Origin of the sequence: Streptomyces sp. NPDC006339 (assembly GCF_040612775.1) — a bacterium.
Lineage (GTDB): Bacteria > Actinomycetota > Actinomycetes > Streptomycetales > Streptomycetaceae > Streptomyces.
This window is the reverse complement of the sequence record NZ_JBEXQW010000001.1, coordinates 49,798-65,423: the sequence shown is the minus strand read 5'-3', so window position 1 is coordinate 65,423 and position 15,626 is coordinate 49,798. Positions and strand designations below refer to the sequence as shown.

Genomic DNA, 15,626 nt, shown 5'->3' with positions numbered 1-15,626 from the left:
CCGTCGTGTCCGCGGCGCCCGCCCGGTCCTGCCGTCCCACCGCCCTCCGGAAGGGCGTTCAGCCGGCGCGTACCGGGCGCGGCGCGCCGGCGCCTCGTCGTCCCCTTCTCATACCAGGGTGGTCCGTGCGTACCGGTCGAGCAGCCGGGGCAGGTAATCCGCCGCCGGCCCGCCCAGACGCTCGGCGTCCGCGGACGACGACACGAAGGCGATCGCGTCGAGCTCGGCCTCGCCGAGTGCGGCGTGCCGGCGCCGCACCAGGGCGGCGGGCAGGGGCGGAGCCAGGAAGTGGAAGCCGAGGCTCCCGAAGCGGGCCTGCCGGGTCAGCGCCCACAGGCGCGGCACGCGCTCCGGAAGCCGGACACCGAGCTCCTCGTCCAGCTCGCGGACGGCGTGCCGCCGGAGCACCGCGAGGTCCAAGGGCTCTCCGGGCGGGGGAGGTTCGGCCGCGCCGCCGGGCAGGGTCCAACGGCCGGGAGCGGCGGTGGCGGCGGAGCCCCGGCCCACCACCAGGCCCTCGTCGGTGGGCAGCAGCACGGTCACGAAGACGGAGCCCGGCACCTCCTCGGCCGGGCGGAGCACGCGCAACGCGCGGTACCGGTACGTCATACGGGCCCACCGCACCGTGCGGTGCCCCGGCGCGGTCCGGTCGAGGCCCAGGCTCGCGACGAGAGGACCGTCGAAGGCGGCCGGTTGCTCGGCCGTGGTGCGCACCCACAGCCGGTCGATCTCGCGCCGCTCCTCCGGCGACAGGGAGGGCGGCGGGCCCTCGGCGAAGTCGATGCGTTCGGCGTCCACGAACGCGACGGGTTCAGCGCCACGGGCGCCCCCGCCTCCGCCTCCGTCTCCGCCTGCGGGGCCGTCCTGGGGGCCGTCCCCGGAAGCGCCCCCGCTCCCGCCCCCGGAACCGGGCCTGTTCAGGCCACCGTGTCCCATGCCGTCGTCAGTCCTTCCAGCCACGCGGGCGGCAGTTCGGCGGCGTCCCACTCCTTGCGCAGGCTCTCCGGCGTCGTGGTGAGCCGTTCCAGGACGGCGATGCTGGTGGGGGAGTGGAGCAGGGAGTAACGGCCGTGGATGGCGATGGGGCTGCCCGGACCGAACTCCGCGTACATCCGCTCCACCCGCGCGCGATGTGTCGACGCGAACGCGGTGAGCCGGCCCGCGTACCCGGCCCGCCGGCGCGCGCTCATCGTGCCGAGCACGGCCGTCAGGACCTGCTCCGAGACCTCCGGGTCGAGATCGGAGGCCGTGGTGAAGGAGAGATAGAGCGGCAGGACCACCACCTTCGCCCGTTCCAGCTCCATCCGGCCGACCGGCGGCCGCGGCTCCGCGTCGGCGCCCGGCCCGTCGGAGCCGACCACCTCGCGCAGGGTCCGCTCCGCGAGCCCGCCCAGGGCGTCGACCACCGCCTGGGCACCGTCGAGCCAGTGGGACGCGCAGGGCTCACCCTTCTCCACGGGCGCGCTGCGGGCCAGGTCGCCGAGCTCCTCATGGGCCAGGGCGAGGGCCCCGGCCTCGACGAGCCCGATCAGCTCCTCGGCGTCACCGGAGTAGACCCCGGCCCGGGCGAGCAACTGGACGAGGGTCTTCTTCGCGTTGAGGACGTCGGCCGCGTCCAGCCGCTGCCGGCCTTCCTCGGTGGCGTTCATGGGAACCTCCTTCTCGCATGGCCGCGCCGCCGTGAGCCTACGTGGCCGCGCCGCCCGCCCGCGCCCGGCCACACGGGAAAACCCGTTGTCCGGCAGGTGGCGACGCCACCCACGCCGGGCGGGCCGTCACCGTAGCGGGGGACCGTCTCGCGGCACCGGCGGCACCGGCGGCACCGGCGGCACCGGCGGCACCGGCAGGACGGCCGCACCCGCACCCGCCCCCGACGTCGCCCCTACCCGCCGGCGACGGTGCCATGGCGCCGGGGCCGACGGCGCCCCACGGCTCGGCCCGAAGTCCTAGGACCGGCCCGGTCCCCGATGGGACGTCAGGCCGAAGCGGCGGCCGGGACCGGCTGCGTACGGTGGGCGCATGAGCATCGACCTCCACGCCTACCTCGACCGCATCGGCCTGCGTCTCCCGGCGGACCCCCGCCCCACCCTCGACGTGCTGCGGGAGGTGCACCGCGCGCACATCCACGGCATCCCCTTCGAGAACCTCGACCCCGTCCTCGGCGGCGCGCCCTCGCTCGCGCTGTCCGACCTGGAGGCCAAGCTCGTCCGCGGCGAGCGCGGAGGGTACTGCTACGAGCACAACACCCTGCTGGCCGCGGCCCTCACCGCCCTCGGCTTCCGGGTCACGCTGCTCACCGCGCGCGTGCTGGTCGGCGCCCGGCCCGGCGAGATCCGCCCCCGGACGCACATGCTGATGCTGACCGACGTGCCGGGCGAGCCCGTGCCGTACGTGACCGACGTCGGCTTCGGCAGCATCGGCGCCCTGCTGGAGCCCCTCCCGCTGACCGCCGGTCCGGAGCTGCACGACGCCCCGCGCCGCCACCGGCTCGTCCACGCCCCGCACGACGGGCCGCTGGAGCTGTGGGTGCTCCAGACCCACCTGCCGGCCGAGGACGTGTGGGAGGACCAGTACTCCTTCACCGTCGAGCCGTTCGAGGCGGCCGACTACGAAGTGATCAACTGGCACATCGCCACCAACCCCCGCTCGCCGTTCGCCCGAGGGGTCTACGCCCAGCGCACCACCGCCGACGCCCACCTGTCGCTCAGCGGCCGTCGCCTCACCGAGACGGCTCCCGACGGCACCCTGAAGGAGCGGGATCTGGCGGACGCCGACGAGGTGCTGCGGGTCCTGCGGGACGAGTTCGGCATCCGGCTCCCGGACGGCACCCGCCTGCCGGAGTGAGGGCCCCGGCCGCCCCGGGCCGCCCGGCCCCCGGGCCCCCCCGGCCGACGTCTAGCGCGGGACGACCACGACCTGCACGTCGTCCTCGTAGACGATCCGCCCCGGATCCGCCGACTCGACCCGCACGCACGGCACGCCGTGCGCGGCCAGCAGCTCCAGATAACCGGGCACCCGGTCGAGGAGGTGGGTGGCCGTGGCCTTGAACCAGGCGACGGCACCGGGGTTCACACGAGGGTCGTAGACGGCCGGGTCGGTGCGGGACGGGTCGGGGTAGGCGGCGTCGTACCAGTCGTTGGCGGCCCGCCAGAAGCGGTACTGCTCCTCGCTCGGCCGGCCCTCCCGGGCCAGGCCGTTGGTCAGCGCGAAGACACCGGGGAAGTGGCCGCGCGGACTGCGTACGGTTCCCTGGTAGCGCACGAACAGCGGTGACGGGGTCTGCGGCATCGCAGCAGTATCCCCGACGCGTCGCGGGGCCGGGTCCGCCTGGCGTCCACCGGGCCCGGACCGTCAGCGGCGGTCGTACGGCTTCGGCAGTCGCATCCCGCGCTCCGCCATCACCCGGCGCAGGCGGTCCGGATGGTCCGTGATGATCCCGTCGACGCCCATGTCGATCAGTGCGCCCATGGTGGCCGGATCGTCACAGGTCCACGGCACGACCTTGAGACCGCGGGCGTGTGCGTCGGCCACCATGCGCGGCGAGGGGTAGAAGCGGAAGTCGGGGTCGGCGACCGTGCCGTTCTGGGGGAACCCGTAGACGGGGGAGAGCGCGGTCAGACCGGGGATCGTGGCGGCCGCCGCCACGAAGTCGCCCCCGTAGTCGTCGGCGTCGATGCCACCGAGCCACGGCGACGCGCCGGGCTTCCCGACCTGGAGGAAGTCGTGGTTCGTCAGCGCCACGAGGGGATACTGCGGCGCGATCCGGTGCATCTCCTTCAGCGCGCCCCAGTCGAAGGACTGGACCGTCACCTGACGCCCGAGCCCCGAGGCGTCGATCTCCTCGTGGACCCGCCGGACGAACAGGGCACGGGGGGCGGTCTGTTCCGGGGCGCCGGCCTCGACCTTGGTCTCGATGTTCAGGGTGACGCGGTGCGCGCGGAACTCCTTGACGAGACCCAGGACGTCCTTGAGCTCGATCATGCGGGCCCCGGCGATCCGCTCCTGCTCGGGGAAGCCGGGCAACTGCTGGTAGCCGCAGTCCATGCTCCGCAACTGCCGCAGCGTCAGGTCCTTCACGTAGTCGCCGACGTACGGGTACATCGGGTCGCCCGGTGTCACGGGGCCGGTGTCGCGGCACTTGTGGGCGCTGACCTTGCGGTCGTGGGTCACGACGACCTTGAGGTCCTTGGCGATCTGGGTGTCCAGTTCGAGCGTCGTGACGCCGAGCCGCAGGGCCTTGGCGAAAGCCTCCAGGGTGCTCTCGGTGGTGAGTCCCAGGCCGCCGCGGTGGGCCTGGACGTCGAAGTGGGTCTTCCGGGGGAGCGGCGGCGGTCCGGCGGGCGCCGCGGCGACGGCCGGCGACGTCGCCGGGGCCGTCACCAGGACCGTGAGCAGAGCCGTCGCCAGGGCCATGGCCGGGACGGCGATCGTACGGCGCGGAAACATCGGGACCTCCCGCTCGCTGGGCGAACATGACGACGTGACGACGTGACGACGTGACCGCAGTGACCGTAGAGCGGGGACCCCGCCGCCGGAAGGCGGCCGTACGGCGGGCATGTGAACGGCGGCGGAATCGGCGGCGGAAGCGGGGGCGGCAGCCGAGGCCCGGCCGGGGCCCGGCCGGCCGTCCCCCGTGAGGCCGCCCGTGCCGCCAGCACCGCCCTGACCACGGGAAACGTGGTGCGGAGCGGCTCGAACACCTGGTAGATTGATCCCTGTCGCCGCGGGGAAACACCGCGTACGGCACACACCCTGTCCGGGTGGCGGAATGGCAGACGCGCTAGCTTGAGGTGCTAGTGCCCTTTATCGGGCGTGGGGGTTCAAGTCCCCCCTCGGACACCATGGTGACGACGTTTCCGCGTTCGTCCCGATCCCTTCACCGCAACCGGTCGAGCCGCACGGCTCGACCGGTTCTTCGTCGTTCCACCCCCCCGGGCCGGACCCCGGCGGCGGTGAACAGGCGGTCTACGGCAGGTCGGAAGGTCCGACGGTCAGACGGTCAGGCGGTGATCCAGTCGCTGGTGGCGATGACCGGCTGCACGCCGTCGCGGTGGATGGTGCCCTCGATCAGGCCGTACATCCGGTCGGCCGCGTAGTAGACCTCGTTGTCGTTCTTCAGGCCGAAGGGCTCGAGGTCGACGAGGAAGTGGTGCTTGTTCGGCAGGTTGAGGCGCACCTCGTTGACCGTCGGGCAGTGGTCGAGGACCCGCTCGGCCATGGCGTTCAGGGTCTGCTGGAGGGAGTAGCTGTACGTCTCCGCGAATGCCTCCAGCATGTGCCGCCGGACCTGCTTGTAGGAACGGTCCCAGTCGAAGTCGTCCGCGCCGGCGGCGGCCACCGAATGCGCCCAGCGCGCGGTCACCTTGGTGGCCAGGATGCGGTCGTACGCCTCCTGGAGCGTGGTGTACCGGTCCTTGATGAAGCCGTGGAACTCGGAGTTGGTCGAGTTCATGACCGTCAGGTCCTTCAGGCCGGAGATGACCTGGAGCTGACCCGTGCTGCCGCTGTACGTGATCTGGGCGGTCCGCACCTCCTGGCCCTTGCGGACGAAGGAGTGCTGCTCCGGGCGGGTGGGGACCGGTATGCGGTCCCAGGCGAACTCCTCGACGCGGATCTGCGCCTCGTGGATCACCGGCTGGGAGTTCACGAAGTGCCGGGCGAGAAGGATGCCGAACGCCTCGGGCGACTCGACGCCGTGCTCCTTGGCGAAGGCGTAGACGGTGTTCTTCGTGGTGTCCGTCGGCAGGCAGTTGCCGTTGTCACCGGTCAGGTGGACCTCGCGGAACTCGCCGCGCAGGGCGACGGAGACGTTGAGGTCGCGGATCTCGTGCCAGGCGCCCTCGTTGCCCTGACGGGTGATCTTGACGATGCGGTTCTCGGCCTTGCCGTACTGGTTCTGGGCCAGAACGTGCTTGCTCATGGTGCAGCTCCTGCGGGTACGCGAATACGTGGAAACGTGTTTCCCGTACGCCCGGCGTCCAGCGCGCACGCGCATCGCGCGCCGCGCTCCCCGCCGTCCGGCCTCGCGCCCCGGGGCCGCCCCGGGACTGACACGCATCCCGGTCCGTAGGTGACGCCACGGATTTGAGCACGTCGACCCCGCGTTCGGCAAGGGGTCACCGCAAGGGGCCACGGTGAGCCGGTGGTGAGCCCGCCTCGGCCCGGCCGCGCCTCGGCCCACCGGCCGGAGACCTGGATCAGGTCTCCGGCCGGTGGGCGCGACGGGCCGAGGCGGGCCGGCTCGGCCGAGACGGGCGGACCCGAGGTGCTCGGATGGGCTCGGAGCCCGCGCCGGCCGACCGGGATCAGACGGGTCCGGCGGACACGGCCTTCACCGGTTCGGCCGCCCGCACCGGCTCGGTGACCCTCACGGGCTCCGTGCCGGCCGTGCTGTGCCGTTCCGCCCAGGTCTCCAGGGCCGTGCGGCAGGCGTGGTCGAGGTGGTGCAGACCGGACAGGTCGAGCTCCACCGGCCGGTTCTGCGGCAGCGCCTCCAGGCTGTCGAGAATCTTCGGCAGCCGCAGGAAGGTCGCGTTGCCCGACAGATACGCCTGGATCGGGCCCGCCCCCTTGTCGATGACCTCCAGCTTGACGTGCGACGCGTCCCAGGCCGTCTTGACCACGGACAGGGCCAGACCGATCAGCACGCCCTCGAACATGTTGACCGTGACGATCGCCACCGCCGTGGCCACCAGGATCAGCGCCTCACCCCGGTGCCCCCGCCACAGCGTGACGACCGGGCGCCAGGGGATCAGCTTCCAGCCCGCGTGGACCAGGATGCCGGCGAGCGCGGGGAGCGGGATCAGCGCCAGGGCCGAGGGGAGCAGCGCGGCGAACAGCAGCAGCCACACGCCGTGCAGGACCCGGGACGCCTTCGTCTTCGCACCGGCGGCCACGTTGGCGGAGCTGCGCACGATGACGGCGGTCATCGGCAGCGCGCCGAGGGCGCCGCAGACCGCGTTGCCCACGCCCTGCGCCATGAGCTCCTTGTCGTACTGGGTGCGCGGCCCGTCGTGCAGCCGGTCCACCGCCGCGGCGCTGAACAGGCTCTCGGCGGAGGCGATCAGGGTGAAGGCGAGAATGGTGCCGATGAGGGCCGGTTCGGCGAGTCCGGCGAAGGCGTCGGCGCCGGGCGGCTGGATGGAGTCGATCAGGCCGTTCACCTCGACGGCCGCCACCGGCAGGTCGAAGGCCAGGGTGGCCGCCGTCGCCAGGACCACCGCGGCGAGCGCGCCCGGCACGGTCTGGGCCTTCCGCGGCAGCTTCTTCCACCCGACGACCACGGCGATGGTGCCCGCGCCGACCGCGAGCGAGGCCAGCGCCGCGGTGCTGCCGAGCACGTCGCCGGCGGCCCCGGGCAGACCGAGGATCTTGTCGACGCCGGACGCGGGGGCCTTCAGGCCGGCCGCCGCGTAGAGCTGGCCGGCGATGATCACCAGGCCGATGCCGGCCAGCATGCCCTCGACGACCGAGACGGATATCGCCCGGAACCAGCGTCCCAGCTTCAGGGCGCCCATGAGGAGCTGCAACAGCCCGGCGGCCAGCACGATCACGCCGAGCGCCGGCAGTCCGAACTCGCTGACGGCCTCGAAGACCAGCACGGTCAGACCGGCCGCGGGGCCGGACACCTGGAGGCTGCTGCCGCGCATGAGACCGGTGACGATGCCGCCCACGATGCCGGTGACGAGTCCGAGCTCGGCCGGGACTCCGGAGGCGACGGCGACGCCCACGCACAGCGGGAGGGCGACGAGGAACACGACGAGCGAGGCGGCGAAGTCCTGCCGCAGGTGAGGGAACCTGGTCATGACGGCCCCCTCACAGCGCTTCGAACGTGTCGGTGTCCGCGCGGTGTTCGCGTACGGCGCCGGTGTGGACCTCGTAGTACCAGCCGTGCAGGCTCAGCTCCCCGGAGGCGAGTCGCCGGTCCACGCAGGGGTAGGACCGCAGCCTCAGCAACTGCGTCAGGACGTGGTGCTGGACGGCCTCGGCGACGGTGGGGTCGGCCGGGTCCGTGCACGCGGGCTTCTCCGCGGCGTGCGCGAGCCAGTCGCGGACGGCGGGAACGGTGTCCAGGTCGTCACCGCGCACCACCGCGCCCACGGCGCCGCAGTGCGAGTGGCCGCAGACCACGATGTGGCGGACGCCGAGGACCTCCACGGCGTACTCGATGGTGGCCGCCTCGCCGGTGGGGGTGCCGGAGCCGTACGGCGGGACGATGTTGCCCGCCGTGCGCAGCTCGAAGAGCTGGCCGGGCCGGGCGCCGGTGATCAGGGCCGGGACGACCCGGGAGTCGGCGCAGGTGATGAACAGGACCTCGGGGGACTGGCCGGCGGCCAGTCGGGCGAACTCCTCAGGGCGCTGTCCGAACGTGCGGGCGTTGTCGATGAGGGGTTGCATGGCGTCGTGACTCCTCCTGGCGCGTCGTGGGACGCGTCGGGTGTGCAGGGCAGGTGTGTGATGTGGGGGGCTGCTCTGCCGATCAGCAGCGGAACACCTGGAGTGCGGTGAGGGAGTGCGCGTTCGACGATCTCGCCGCATGGGGGGCCGCGGAACCGGGGGTGGCCGGTCCGGGCGCGGTCGAGACGCGGTGGTCGGGCGACGGGCGTTCGGACATCCCGGGGTGGTCGGCGGTGCGTTGCCGGTCGCGGGTGCGCAGGGGACCGGTCGGATCCTCCGGCACCGCGGTGTCCTGGCAGCCGGCGATCTCGTCGTGCCAGGTCGTCCCGGAGGGCTTCGTACCCCACGGTGCCGCGGTCACGGCGTGGTGTGTCGTGTGCGCAGTTGCGAAGACGGCCGTAGGGGCGAGGAACTGGAGGGTGATCAGGATGAGGCCCAGGACCGATAACCGCGTCCATGACGTCGCACCCCGGTGCATACCCCTCCCTCCAAGTAGCCCGCCAGGTCTGGGAATTCCCAACGGTGTGCCAACGGCCGGTCAAGGAGGACCATAACTCGGCAAAGCAGTTTGCAGGGTTAACCGAACGTTACGAGTGGAAGTGGGTCTGAGCACCTTCGGTTCGTTGACACGGACCGACCGGTCGACGACGACGTGCGTCGGGCCGCCGCCGTCGTGGCGTCCCGTGTCCGTGGAGGCCGGATCCTTTCCACGGCGTTAAGAACGCGCTAGAAATCGCGACGCTCCACGCGGGGGCGTGCCGCTCGGCCGCACGCTGCCGCCGTGATGCGCGGGGCGGGGTCGGCCGGAACGGGCGCCCGGTCGCGGGCGGGCCCGTGGTGCCGCCGTACCCGTGATCGGACGGGCGGCCACCCGTGACCCTCCGGGGTCGCCGAGGGCCGGTTCCGCCGTCGCCGTGCGCCGCCGCTCCTCGCGTACGACCGGATGAAACCGCAGCTCAGAGGTGGTCTCGGCGGTCTTTCCGGCCGTTCCCTCCGCGTGGCGTGACGGGTCTCGCGCGCGCCGCCGCGGTCCGCCGCCGCGCGTCCGGAAGCCGACATTCCCCGCGCGTCGGCCGGGCCGGGAACGGCGCCGTACACCGTGCGGAAACGGCCCGCCGCCGACGCTCTCCGCCGCGCGTCGAGGCGTCGGCCCGCTGCCGGTGACCAGGGGCGGACGGTCGGGAGGCCCGGCCGGGGCGTCGCATACTCGGTGGTCGCTGCGGAGCCGCTGTGGTGACCGCACGCGTGTGCCCGAGCGAGGAAAGGTTGATGGGGGAGATGGAAGACCCTGGCGAACAGGCCGTCCCCGAAGTGGTGGACAGTCCGACCCTGCGCGCGCAGCCGACCGGCGCCCTGGCCCGGTGGATGCTGCGCCATCAGGTGCAGCCGGTGGGTCCGGCGGCCGGCGAAGCCCATGCCAGGCCGCACGCCTGGTGGAAGGTCATGTGCCTGACCGGGGTCGACTACTTCTCCAGCCTCGCCTACGTACCGGCCATCGCCGCGCTCGCCGCCGGGGCGGTCTCCCCGCTGGCGACGCTCCTGATCGTGGCGCTCACCCTGCTCGGCATGCTGCCCATGTACCGCCGGGTGGCGCGCGAGAGTCCGAACGGGGCCGGGTCGGTCGCCATGCTGGAGGACCTGCTGCCGTTCTGGTGGGGCAAGCTCTTCGTCCTGGTGCTGCTCGGCTTCGTCGCCACCTCCTGGATCATCACGATCACCCTGTCCACCGCCGACGCCTCCGTCCACGTGGTCGAGAACCCCTTCTTCCCCGCGGCCCTGCACGGCCACGAGGTCGCGCTCACGGTGGTGCTGCTGCTGGTCCTCGGCGGCGTGTTCCTGCTCGGCTTCAGCGAAGCCGTCAGCGTGGCCATTCCCCTGGTCGCCGTCTTCCTGGCGCTGAACGCCGTCGTCATCGCCGTCGGCCTCGTCCATGTGATCACCACCCCGGGCGCCTTCACGGCCTGGACGGACGCCCTGGTCGAAGGCGGCGCCGGCTTCGGCGACCTGATCGGTCCGGCGCTCCTGGCGTTTCCGCTGCTCGTCCTCGGCCTGTCGGGCTTCGAGACCGGGGTGAGCATGATGCCGCTCGTGTCCGCCGAGGGCGCCGACGACGAGGCACGGCTCCGCTCGCGGATCCGCAACACCCGCAAACTGCTGGCCACCGCCGCCCTGATCATGAGCGTCTACCTGCTGGCGGCGAGCTTCGTCACCACCGTCCTCATCCCCGAGGAGCAGTTCGAGCCCGGCGGGGCGGCCAACGGACGCGCGCTGGCCTGGCTGGCGCACGAACACGTCGGCGAGGCGTTCGGCACCGTCTACGACATCAGCACCATCCTGATCCTGTGGTTCGCCGGCGCGTCCGCCATGGCCGGACTGGTCAACATCGTCCCGCGCTACCTCCCCGGCTACGGCATGGCCCCCGAATGGGGCCGCGCGGTACGGCCCGTGGTGCTCGTCTACACCGCCCTGTGCATCCTCATCACCTTCGCCTTCGACGCCGACGTCGACGCCCAAGCGGGCGCGTACGCCACCGGGATCCTGGCCATGATGGTCTCCGGCGCCTTCGCCGTCACCCTGTCCGTCGCACGCTCCGGCCGCCGTCTCGTCGCGGCGGGGTTCGGCCTGCTCACCCTGGTCCTGCTCTACGCCCTCGTCCACAACATCGTCGACAAGCCCGACGGCATCACCATCTCCGGCTGCTTCATCGCCGGCATCATCCTCGTGTCGCTGATCTCCCGCGTGTCGCGCACCACCGAACTGCGCGCCGACCGCATCGTCTTCGACCCGGACGCGCGGCGCTTCCTCACCGAGACCCTGGCCCACGACGCCGCCATCAACATCATCGCCAACCGCCGCCAGGCCGGCGACGCCGCCGAGTACCGCGCGAAGGAGGCCGAACAGCGCGGCACCAACCCGGTCCCCGGCCCGGCCGACGTGATCTTCCTGGAGATCGACGTCGTCGACCCCTCGGACTTCAGCGACGCCCTCATGGTGCGCGGCGTCGAGGTCGACGGGTACCGGGTCCTGCGAGCGGAGGCGCCGGCCGCGCCGAACGCGATCGCGGCGATCCTGCTGGCGCTGCGCGACACCACGGGCGTCAAGCCGCACTGCTACTTCGCCTGGGCCGAAGGCAGCCCCCTGCTGCACATGTTCCGCTACTTCCTCCTCGGCCGCGGCGACACCGCCCCCGTCACCCGGGAGATCGTCCGCAAGCACGAACCCGACCCCGACCGCCGACCCGGCATCCACGTCGGCGGCTGACCCTCACCGCGACGGTGGCACCCGCGCCGGACCGGGAAGCGGAGACGGCGCGCTCCCGGACGATCCCGTGGATCCCGTGGGGGCGACCCCGCCGGCGGCCGCCGCCGCCCGCAGTGCCCGCAGGGCGATCAGGAGCACGCCGATGTCGTCCAGGTAGACCGGATCCGGGATGAGGTCGACCGGCGAGACCGTGTAGATCACCGCCGTCCAGAACAGCGCCTTGGACCGCAACGGGACACCGGCGTCCCGCAGCAGCCTGCGCGCCCGGAGGACGCGTACGAGCAGGACGGCCGCGCACGCCGCCACCGCGAGGACGAGAATCGCGGCCACGACGAGCCAGGCGGTGCTGTCCATGGGGCTCTCCATTCCCGGAAGGGTCCCGGCCGCCCGTCGGGGCGTACGGCCGTGGTGCGGGCAAGGCTACGACGCCGGGCCGCCCCTCGGAGCACCCGCCCGCCGCCCGGCTGCTCCGGGTTTGCCCGTACGAGAAGCGGCAAACCGAAACGAAAGGGGCCAATGGCTCGATGACGGGCGGTCAGATCCCGTCGTTCCCCGGCAAGGGGCACATGAGTCCGCCGTCCCGTCCGAGGACCCCAGTGCCGCGGGCCGGAGCGGCCGGGAGCCGCAGGAAGGGCTTCCGCCGTGACCTCCGCCGCACCGCGCGGACGGGACACCGGGCCGCCACGGCGAAAAAGGGCGGCTCCGCCGTGGCGGAGCCGCCCTCTTCTCTTGTCGACTTCTTTCGTCGACTCTCTTATGGACGAGGTCGGCGCGTCAGTGCTTGAAGACGTCCTTCGTCTTCTCCTTGGCGGCGCGCGCGTCGCCCTTCGTCTGCTCCGCGCGCCCCTCCGCCTCAAGGTGCTCGTCACCGGTCATCCGCCCGGCCGTCTCCTTGATCTTGCCCTTGACCTGCTCGCCCTTGGCCTTCGTCTTCTGCTCACCGGACACAGCCGATCACTCCTTGTCCGTTCGACACATCTGACGCAAAGGCGCCTGACCGCAAACCCCGGCCGTAAACCCCGGCCGTCACCCCGACCACCGACCCGGGCGGGGAACGGGGAACGGAATTCCCCATGGCCGGAAAAAATCGCGCGTTCGAAGGGATGGCTCACGCGCTACGGGGCAGGCCACCCCGGGAGGTCGTGCGTACGCTGCGGTGGTACGGCGGCAGCCAGGAGAGACGGTCCCGGGAGGAAGGAGGGGCGGTGGTTGAGGTGATCACCCGAACGGACACGGCGCGTCGGCCGTCGCTGTCCGCGAGCGTGTCCTACGGGGACGCCGACTCGGGGGACTGGACGATCGCGGCGGCCCGGGACTTCGTGGCCGACTTCCTCGCGGCCGCGCCGGCCGCCGGAGGCGACCCGGTGCCACGGGACAGCGTCGACCTGGCGCGCCTGGTGGTGAGCGAACTGGTGACCAACGCGGTGCGGCACGCCCCGGGCCCCTGCCAGGTGATCCTCGAACGGTTCGAGGACACGGTGGACATCTCGGTGGCCGACGGGCGCGAGGCCGCCCCCGTGCCCCGGCCCCACGATCCCGAGCGCATCGGGCAGCACGGTCTCGAGATCGTGCTCGCGGTCTGCGAGAGCGTGAGCGTGGAGCCGTACCAGGGCGGGAAGCGGGTCCGGGCCCGGCTGCCCCTCGCATGAGGGGCCGGGGGAGGGGGAGGGGCATGGAGGCCGGCTCGAAAAGTTTTTTCCGTGCAGATGAGTTTTCTCGGCATACGCCGCCGAAGTGGGGGTAGGCGACCCGCCTCACGGGGGTAATGACCACCGACGGACGAGGGAAGGGCATCACAGTGCCGACCGAGGTGACGACGGACACGAGGGCGGATGTCGAGACGGGGATGGAGGACCTTCCCGTACTTGAATCTCCCCGCAAGGTCGCTCCCAAGGACGCGCGCGAGCTGTCGAAGGTGTTCTTCGACAAGCTGGCGGTGGTGGAGGAGGGGACCCATGAGTACCAGTACGTGCGCAACACGCTGATCGAGATGAACATGTCTCTCGTCCGCTACGCCGCCGGCCGCTTCCGCGGGTCGCGAAGCGACGAGATGGAGGACATCGTCCAGGTCGGCACCATCGGCCTGATCAAGGCCATCGACCGGTTCGACCTCTCCCGCGAGGTGGAGTTCACCAGCTTCGCCGTCCCCTACATCGTCGGCGAGATCAAGCGCTTCTTCCGCGACACCTCCTGGGCGGTCCACGTACCGCGCCGGCTCCAGGAAGCCCGGGTGGAGCTGGCCAAGGCGACCGACGAGCTGAGCTCCCGACTCGGGCGCGCCCCGACGGTGGCGGAGCTGGCGAGCCTCATGAACCTCTCCGAGGACGAGGTGATCGAGGCGCGGATCGCCGCCAACGGCTACAACTCCGCCTCGCTCGACGCCGCCATCGGCCCCGACGGGGAGGACGACGCGGCGGCCCTGGCCGAGTTCATCGGCGTGGAGGATCCCGCGCTCGAACTCTTCGAGGACTTCCACACCCTCGCCCCGCTGCTCGGCGAACTCGACGAGCGCAGCCGCCGCATCCTGCACCTGCGCTTCGTCCAGGAGTTGACCCAGGCGGAGATCGGCAACGAGCTCGGCATCTCCCAGATGCACGTCTCCCGACTGCTCTCCCGCAATCTGGCACGCCTGCGCAAGGGCATGCTGGACCAGACGTAGACACCACCCCTCGGCGCCGTCAGGCGCGCCCCCGCACAGAACGGCCTCACCGCCCCCTTCGGTGAGGCCGTTCTGCGTGGTATGGGGTGGTATGGGCCGCGGGCGTCGGGGCACACGGAACGCAGGCGGGGAGAGACCCCGCCGTGAACGGCACAGGGGAAGAGCGAGCGGCGACGATCCGCCGGCTCTCCCCGCGCGGCCACCAGAGGAGTTGTTTCGCGTGACCGAGCACGTGTGGAGCTACAAGCCGACCGCGGGCCACCTGGCCGGTACCGAACTGACCGGATACAAGGTCGAGGCCGTCGACGGCAGCATCGGCAAGGTGGACAAGCACTCCGACGAGGCCGGTGACGCCTATCTGGTCGTGGACACCGGCGTGTGGATCTTCGGCAAGGAGGTCCTCATCCCGGCCGGTGCCGTGGTGCGGATCGACCCGGACGAGCGGAAGGTCTTCGTCGACCGGACCAAGGAGCAGATCAAGAACGCTCCCGAGTTCGTCCGCGACACGCACCTCCACGACCCCGACTACCGTCACCAGTTGGGCAACCACTACGGCCTGGGCGGCCCCTTCGGCCCCATCGTCTGAGCCCGTGGGGCCGACGCCCCCGGCGGTGTCCAGGCCGGGTCGCGGCCGCTGAGGCCGACGGCCCGGTCCAGGAGGGGCGCGTCGTCCGGTACGGGGACGACGGGCCCGAAGATGTCCCCGCGGCCCGGGTCGTCGGCGGACGCCAGCAGGAAGTCGTACGCGGCCCGCAGCGCGGCCTGATCGGGGTCGTAGGGCAGGCCGGCCGCCCGGGCGAGGTCCCAGCCGTGCACCACCAGTTCGTCGATCACCACCGCGCCGGCGACATCGCCGGGCAGGTCCACGCCACCGGCCCGGGTCATACCGCTCCAGGCGGCCGGCCGCCGCCACGCCTCGGCCAGTTCGTCGAGGACGTGGGGCAGCTCCTCCCGCCACGCGGCGGAGAGGACGGGCTTGGCCGAGTCGGGGGCCGTGTCCGTCGTGGGCCCCAGATCCTTGCGGGCGGCGTCCCGGAAGGCGACGGCGAGACCCGCGAGGTGGGCCAGCAGGTCGCCGACCGTGTACGCGGGGCACGGCGTCGGGTCACCGAGCCGCGCATCCGCGACACCGGCCGCGAGACGGGCCACGATCCTGGCCTGGGGCGTGAGGTCGAGAGTCGTCGAGGGGGGCATCCACCGCTCCTTGGGTGTCGGGTCGCAGGGTAGACCGGCGCCGGAGCCCGTACTCATCGGTCCGTACGGGCCCGATTCACCGGGCCGGACGGCCCGGCGGCCCCGCTGCCGGCCC

16 protein-coding genes and 1 tRNA gene are annotated in these 15,626 nt (G+C 72.3%); 6 read left to right on the top strand and 11 right to left on the bottom strand.

Annotated features, from left to right (window positions below):
- Window positions 1-108 precede the first annotated feature (108 nt).
- Window positions 109-798 carry an NUDIX domain-containing protein gene (locus ABZ135_RS00340; RefSeq protein WP_356690190.1) on the bottom strand — a complete coding sequence of 230 codons (690 nt, stop codon included), beginning with the start codon at window positions 796-798 and terminating at the stop codon, window positions 109-111.
- A gap of 119 nt (window positions 799-917) precedes the next feature.
- A complete protein-coding gene (locus ABZ135_RS00335) occupies window positions 918-1,649 on the bottom strand; it encodes a hypothetical protein (RefSeq protein ID WP_356690188.1) in 732 nt (243 codons plus the stop codon).
- A 370-nt stretch (window positions 1,650-2,019) separates the two neighbouring features.
- Between ABZ135_RS00335 and ABZ135_RS00330 the strand changes: the two genes are divergently transcribed.
- Window positions 2,020-2,844, top strand: coding sequence for an arylamine N-acetyltransferase (locus ABZ135_RS00330; RefSeq protein ID WP_356690186.1), 825 nt, complete (start codon window positions 2,020-2,022; stop codon window positions 2,842-2,844).
- 51 nt (window positions 2,845-2,895) lie between these two features.
- Here the strand turns inward: ABZ135_RS00330 and ABZ135_RS00325 are convergent, their stop codons facing one another.
- Both ABZ135_RS00325 and ABZ135_RS00320 read right to left on the bottom strand, forming a co-directional pair.
- Window positions 2,896-3,288: a hypothetical protein gene (locus ABZ135_RS00325; protein ID WP_356690184.1), complete on the bottom strand. Its 393-nt coding sequence runs from the start codon at window positions 3,286-3,288 to the stop codon at window positions 2,896-2,898.
- Between the two features lie 63 nt (window positions 3,289-3,351).
- Window positions 3,352-4,446, bottom strand: coding sequence for a glycerophosphodiester phosphodiesterase family protein (locus ABZ135_RS00320; RefSeq protein ID WP_356690182.1), 1,095 nt, complete (start codon window positions 4,444-4,446; stop codon window positions 3,352-3,354).
- Window positions 4,447-4,754: 308 nt separating this feature from the next.
- Here ABZ135_RS00320 and ABZ135_RS00315 point away from each other — a divergent pair.
- Window positions 4,755-4,842 (top strand) — tRNA-Leu (locus ABZ135_RS00315).
- A 157-nt stretch (window positions 4,843-4,999) separates the two neighbouring features.
- Here the strand turns inward: ABZ135_RS00315 and pucL are convergent.
- From pucL to ABZ135_RS00295, 4 genes are all read right to left on the bottom strand, one after another.
- Window positions 5,000-5,920, bottom strand: coding sequence for a factor-independent urate hydroxylase (gene pucL / locus ABZ135_RS00310; protein ID WP_356690180.1), 921 nt, complete (start codon window positions 5,918-5,920; stop codon window positions 5,000-5,002).
- Between the two features lie 385 nt (window positions 5,921-6,305).
- Window positions 6,306-7,805: a SulP family inorganic anion transporter gene (locus ABZ135_RS00305; RefSeq protein ID WP_356690178.1), complete on the bottom strand. Its 1,500-nt coding sequence runs from the start codon at window positions 7,803-7,805 to the stop codon at window positions 6,306-6,308.
- Window positions 7,806-7,815: 10 nt separating this feature from the next.
- On the bottom strand, window positions 7,816-8,397 hold the full coding sequence (locus tag ABZ135_RS00300) for a carbonic anhydrase (RefSeq protein WP_356690176.1): 582 nt from the start codon (window positions 8,395-8,397) through the stop codon (window positions 7,816-7,818).
- A gap of 82 nt (window positions 8,398-8,479) precedes the next feature.
- Window positions 8,480-8,758: a hypothetical protein gene (locus ABZ135_RS00295; protein WP_356690174.1), complete on the bottom strand. Its 279-nt coding sequence runs from the start codon at window positions 8,756-8,758 to the stop codon at window positions 8,480-8,482.
- A 908-nt stretch (window positions 8,759-9,666) separates the two neighbouring features.
- Here ABZ135_RS00295 and ABZ135_RS00290 point away from each other — a divergent pair.
- The gene (locus ABZ135_RS00290) at window positions 9,667-11,658 is read left to right on the top strand and encodes an amino acid transporter (protein ID WP_356690172.1); all 1,992 of its coding nucleotides are present in this window, start codon (window positions 9,667-9,669) and stop codon (window positions 11,656-11,658) included.
- A gap of 3 nt (window positions 11,659-11,661) precedes the next feature.
- Here the strand turns inward: ABZ135_RS00290 and ABZ135_RS00285 are convergent, their stop codons facing one another.
- Together ABZ135_RS00285 and ABZ135_RS00280 are read right to left on the bottom strand one after the other, a co-directional pair.
- Window positions 11,662-12,012: a YkvA family protein gene (locus tag ABZ135_RS00285; RefSeq protein ID WP_356690170.1), complete on the bottom strand. Its 351-nt coding sequence runs from the start codon at window positions 12,010-12,012 to the stop codon at window positions 11,662-11,664.
- A gap of 420 nt (window positions 12,013-12,432) precedes the next feature.
- Complete coding sequence (locus tag ABZ135_RS00280; RefSeq protein ID WP_356690168.1) at window positions 12,433-12,606, bottom strand: CsbD family protein; 174 nt, start codon at window positions 12,604-12,606, stop codon at window positions 12,433-12,435.
- 266 nt (window positions 12,607-12,872) lie between these two features.
- On the opposite strand from ABZ135_RS00280, the gene ABZ135_RS00275 reads away from it, so the two are divergent.
- The 3 genes from ABZ135_RS00275 to ABZ135_RS00265 all read left to right on the top strand — a co-directional run bounded on the left by ABZ135_RS00275 (window position 12,873) and on the right by ABZ135_RS00265 (window position 14,903).
- Window positions 12,873-13,307, top strand: coding sequence for an ATP-binding protein (locus ABZ135_RS00275; protein WP_356690166.1), 435 nt, complete (start codon window positions 12,873-12,875; stop codon window positions 13,305-13,307).
- 197 nt (window positions 13,308-13,504) lie between these two features.
- Window positions 13,505-14,317: an RNA polymerase sigma factor SigF gene (locus tag ABZ135_RS00270; protein ID WP_356690613.1), complete on the top strand. Its 813-nt coding sequence runs from the start codon at window positions 13,505-13,507 to the stop codon at window positions 14,315-14,317.
- Between the two features lie 220 nt (window positions 14,318-14,537).
- The gene (locus ABZ135_RS00265; RefSeq protein ID WP_356690164.1) at window positions 14,538-14,903 is read left to right on the top strand and encodes a PRC-barrel domain-containing protein; all 366 of its coding nucleotides are present in this window, start codon (window positions 14,538-14,540) and stop codon (window positions 14,901-14,903) included.
- Here ABZ135_RS00265 and ABZ135_RS00260 read toward each other — a convergent pair.
- Window positions 14,867-15,511, bottom strand: coding sequence for a TIGR03086 family metal-binding protein (locus tag ABZ135_RS00260; protein ID WP_356690162.1), 645 nt, complete (start codon window positions 15,509-15,511; stop codon window positions 14,867-14,869). The two genes, ABZ135_RS00265 and ABZ135_RS00260, sit on opposite strands and share 37 nt — an antisense overlap.
- Window positions 15,512-15,626: the final 115 nt, after the last annotated feature.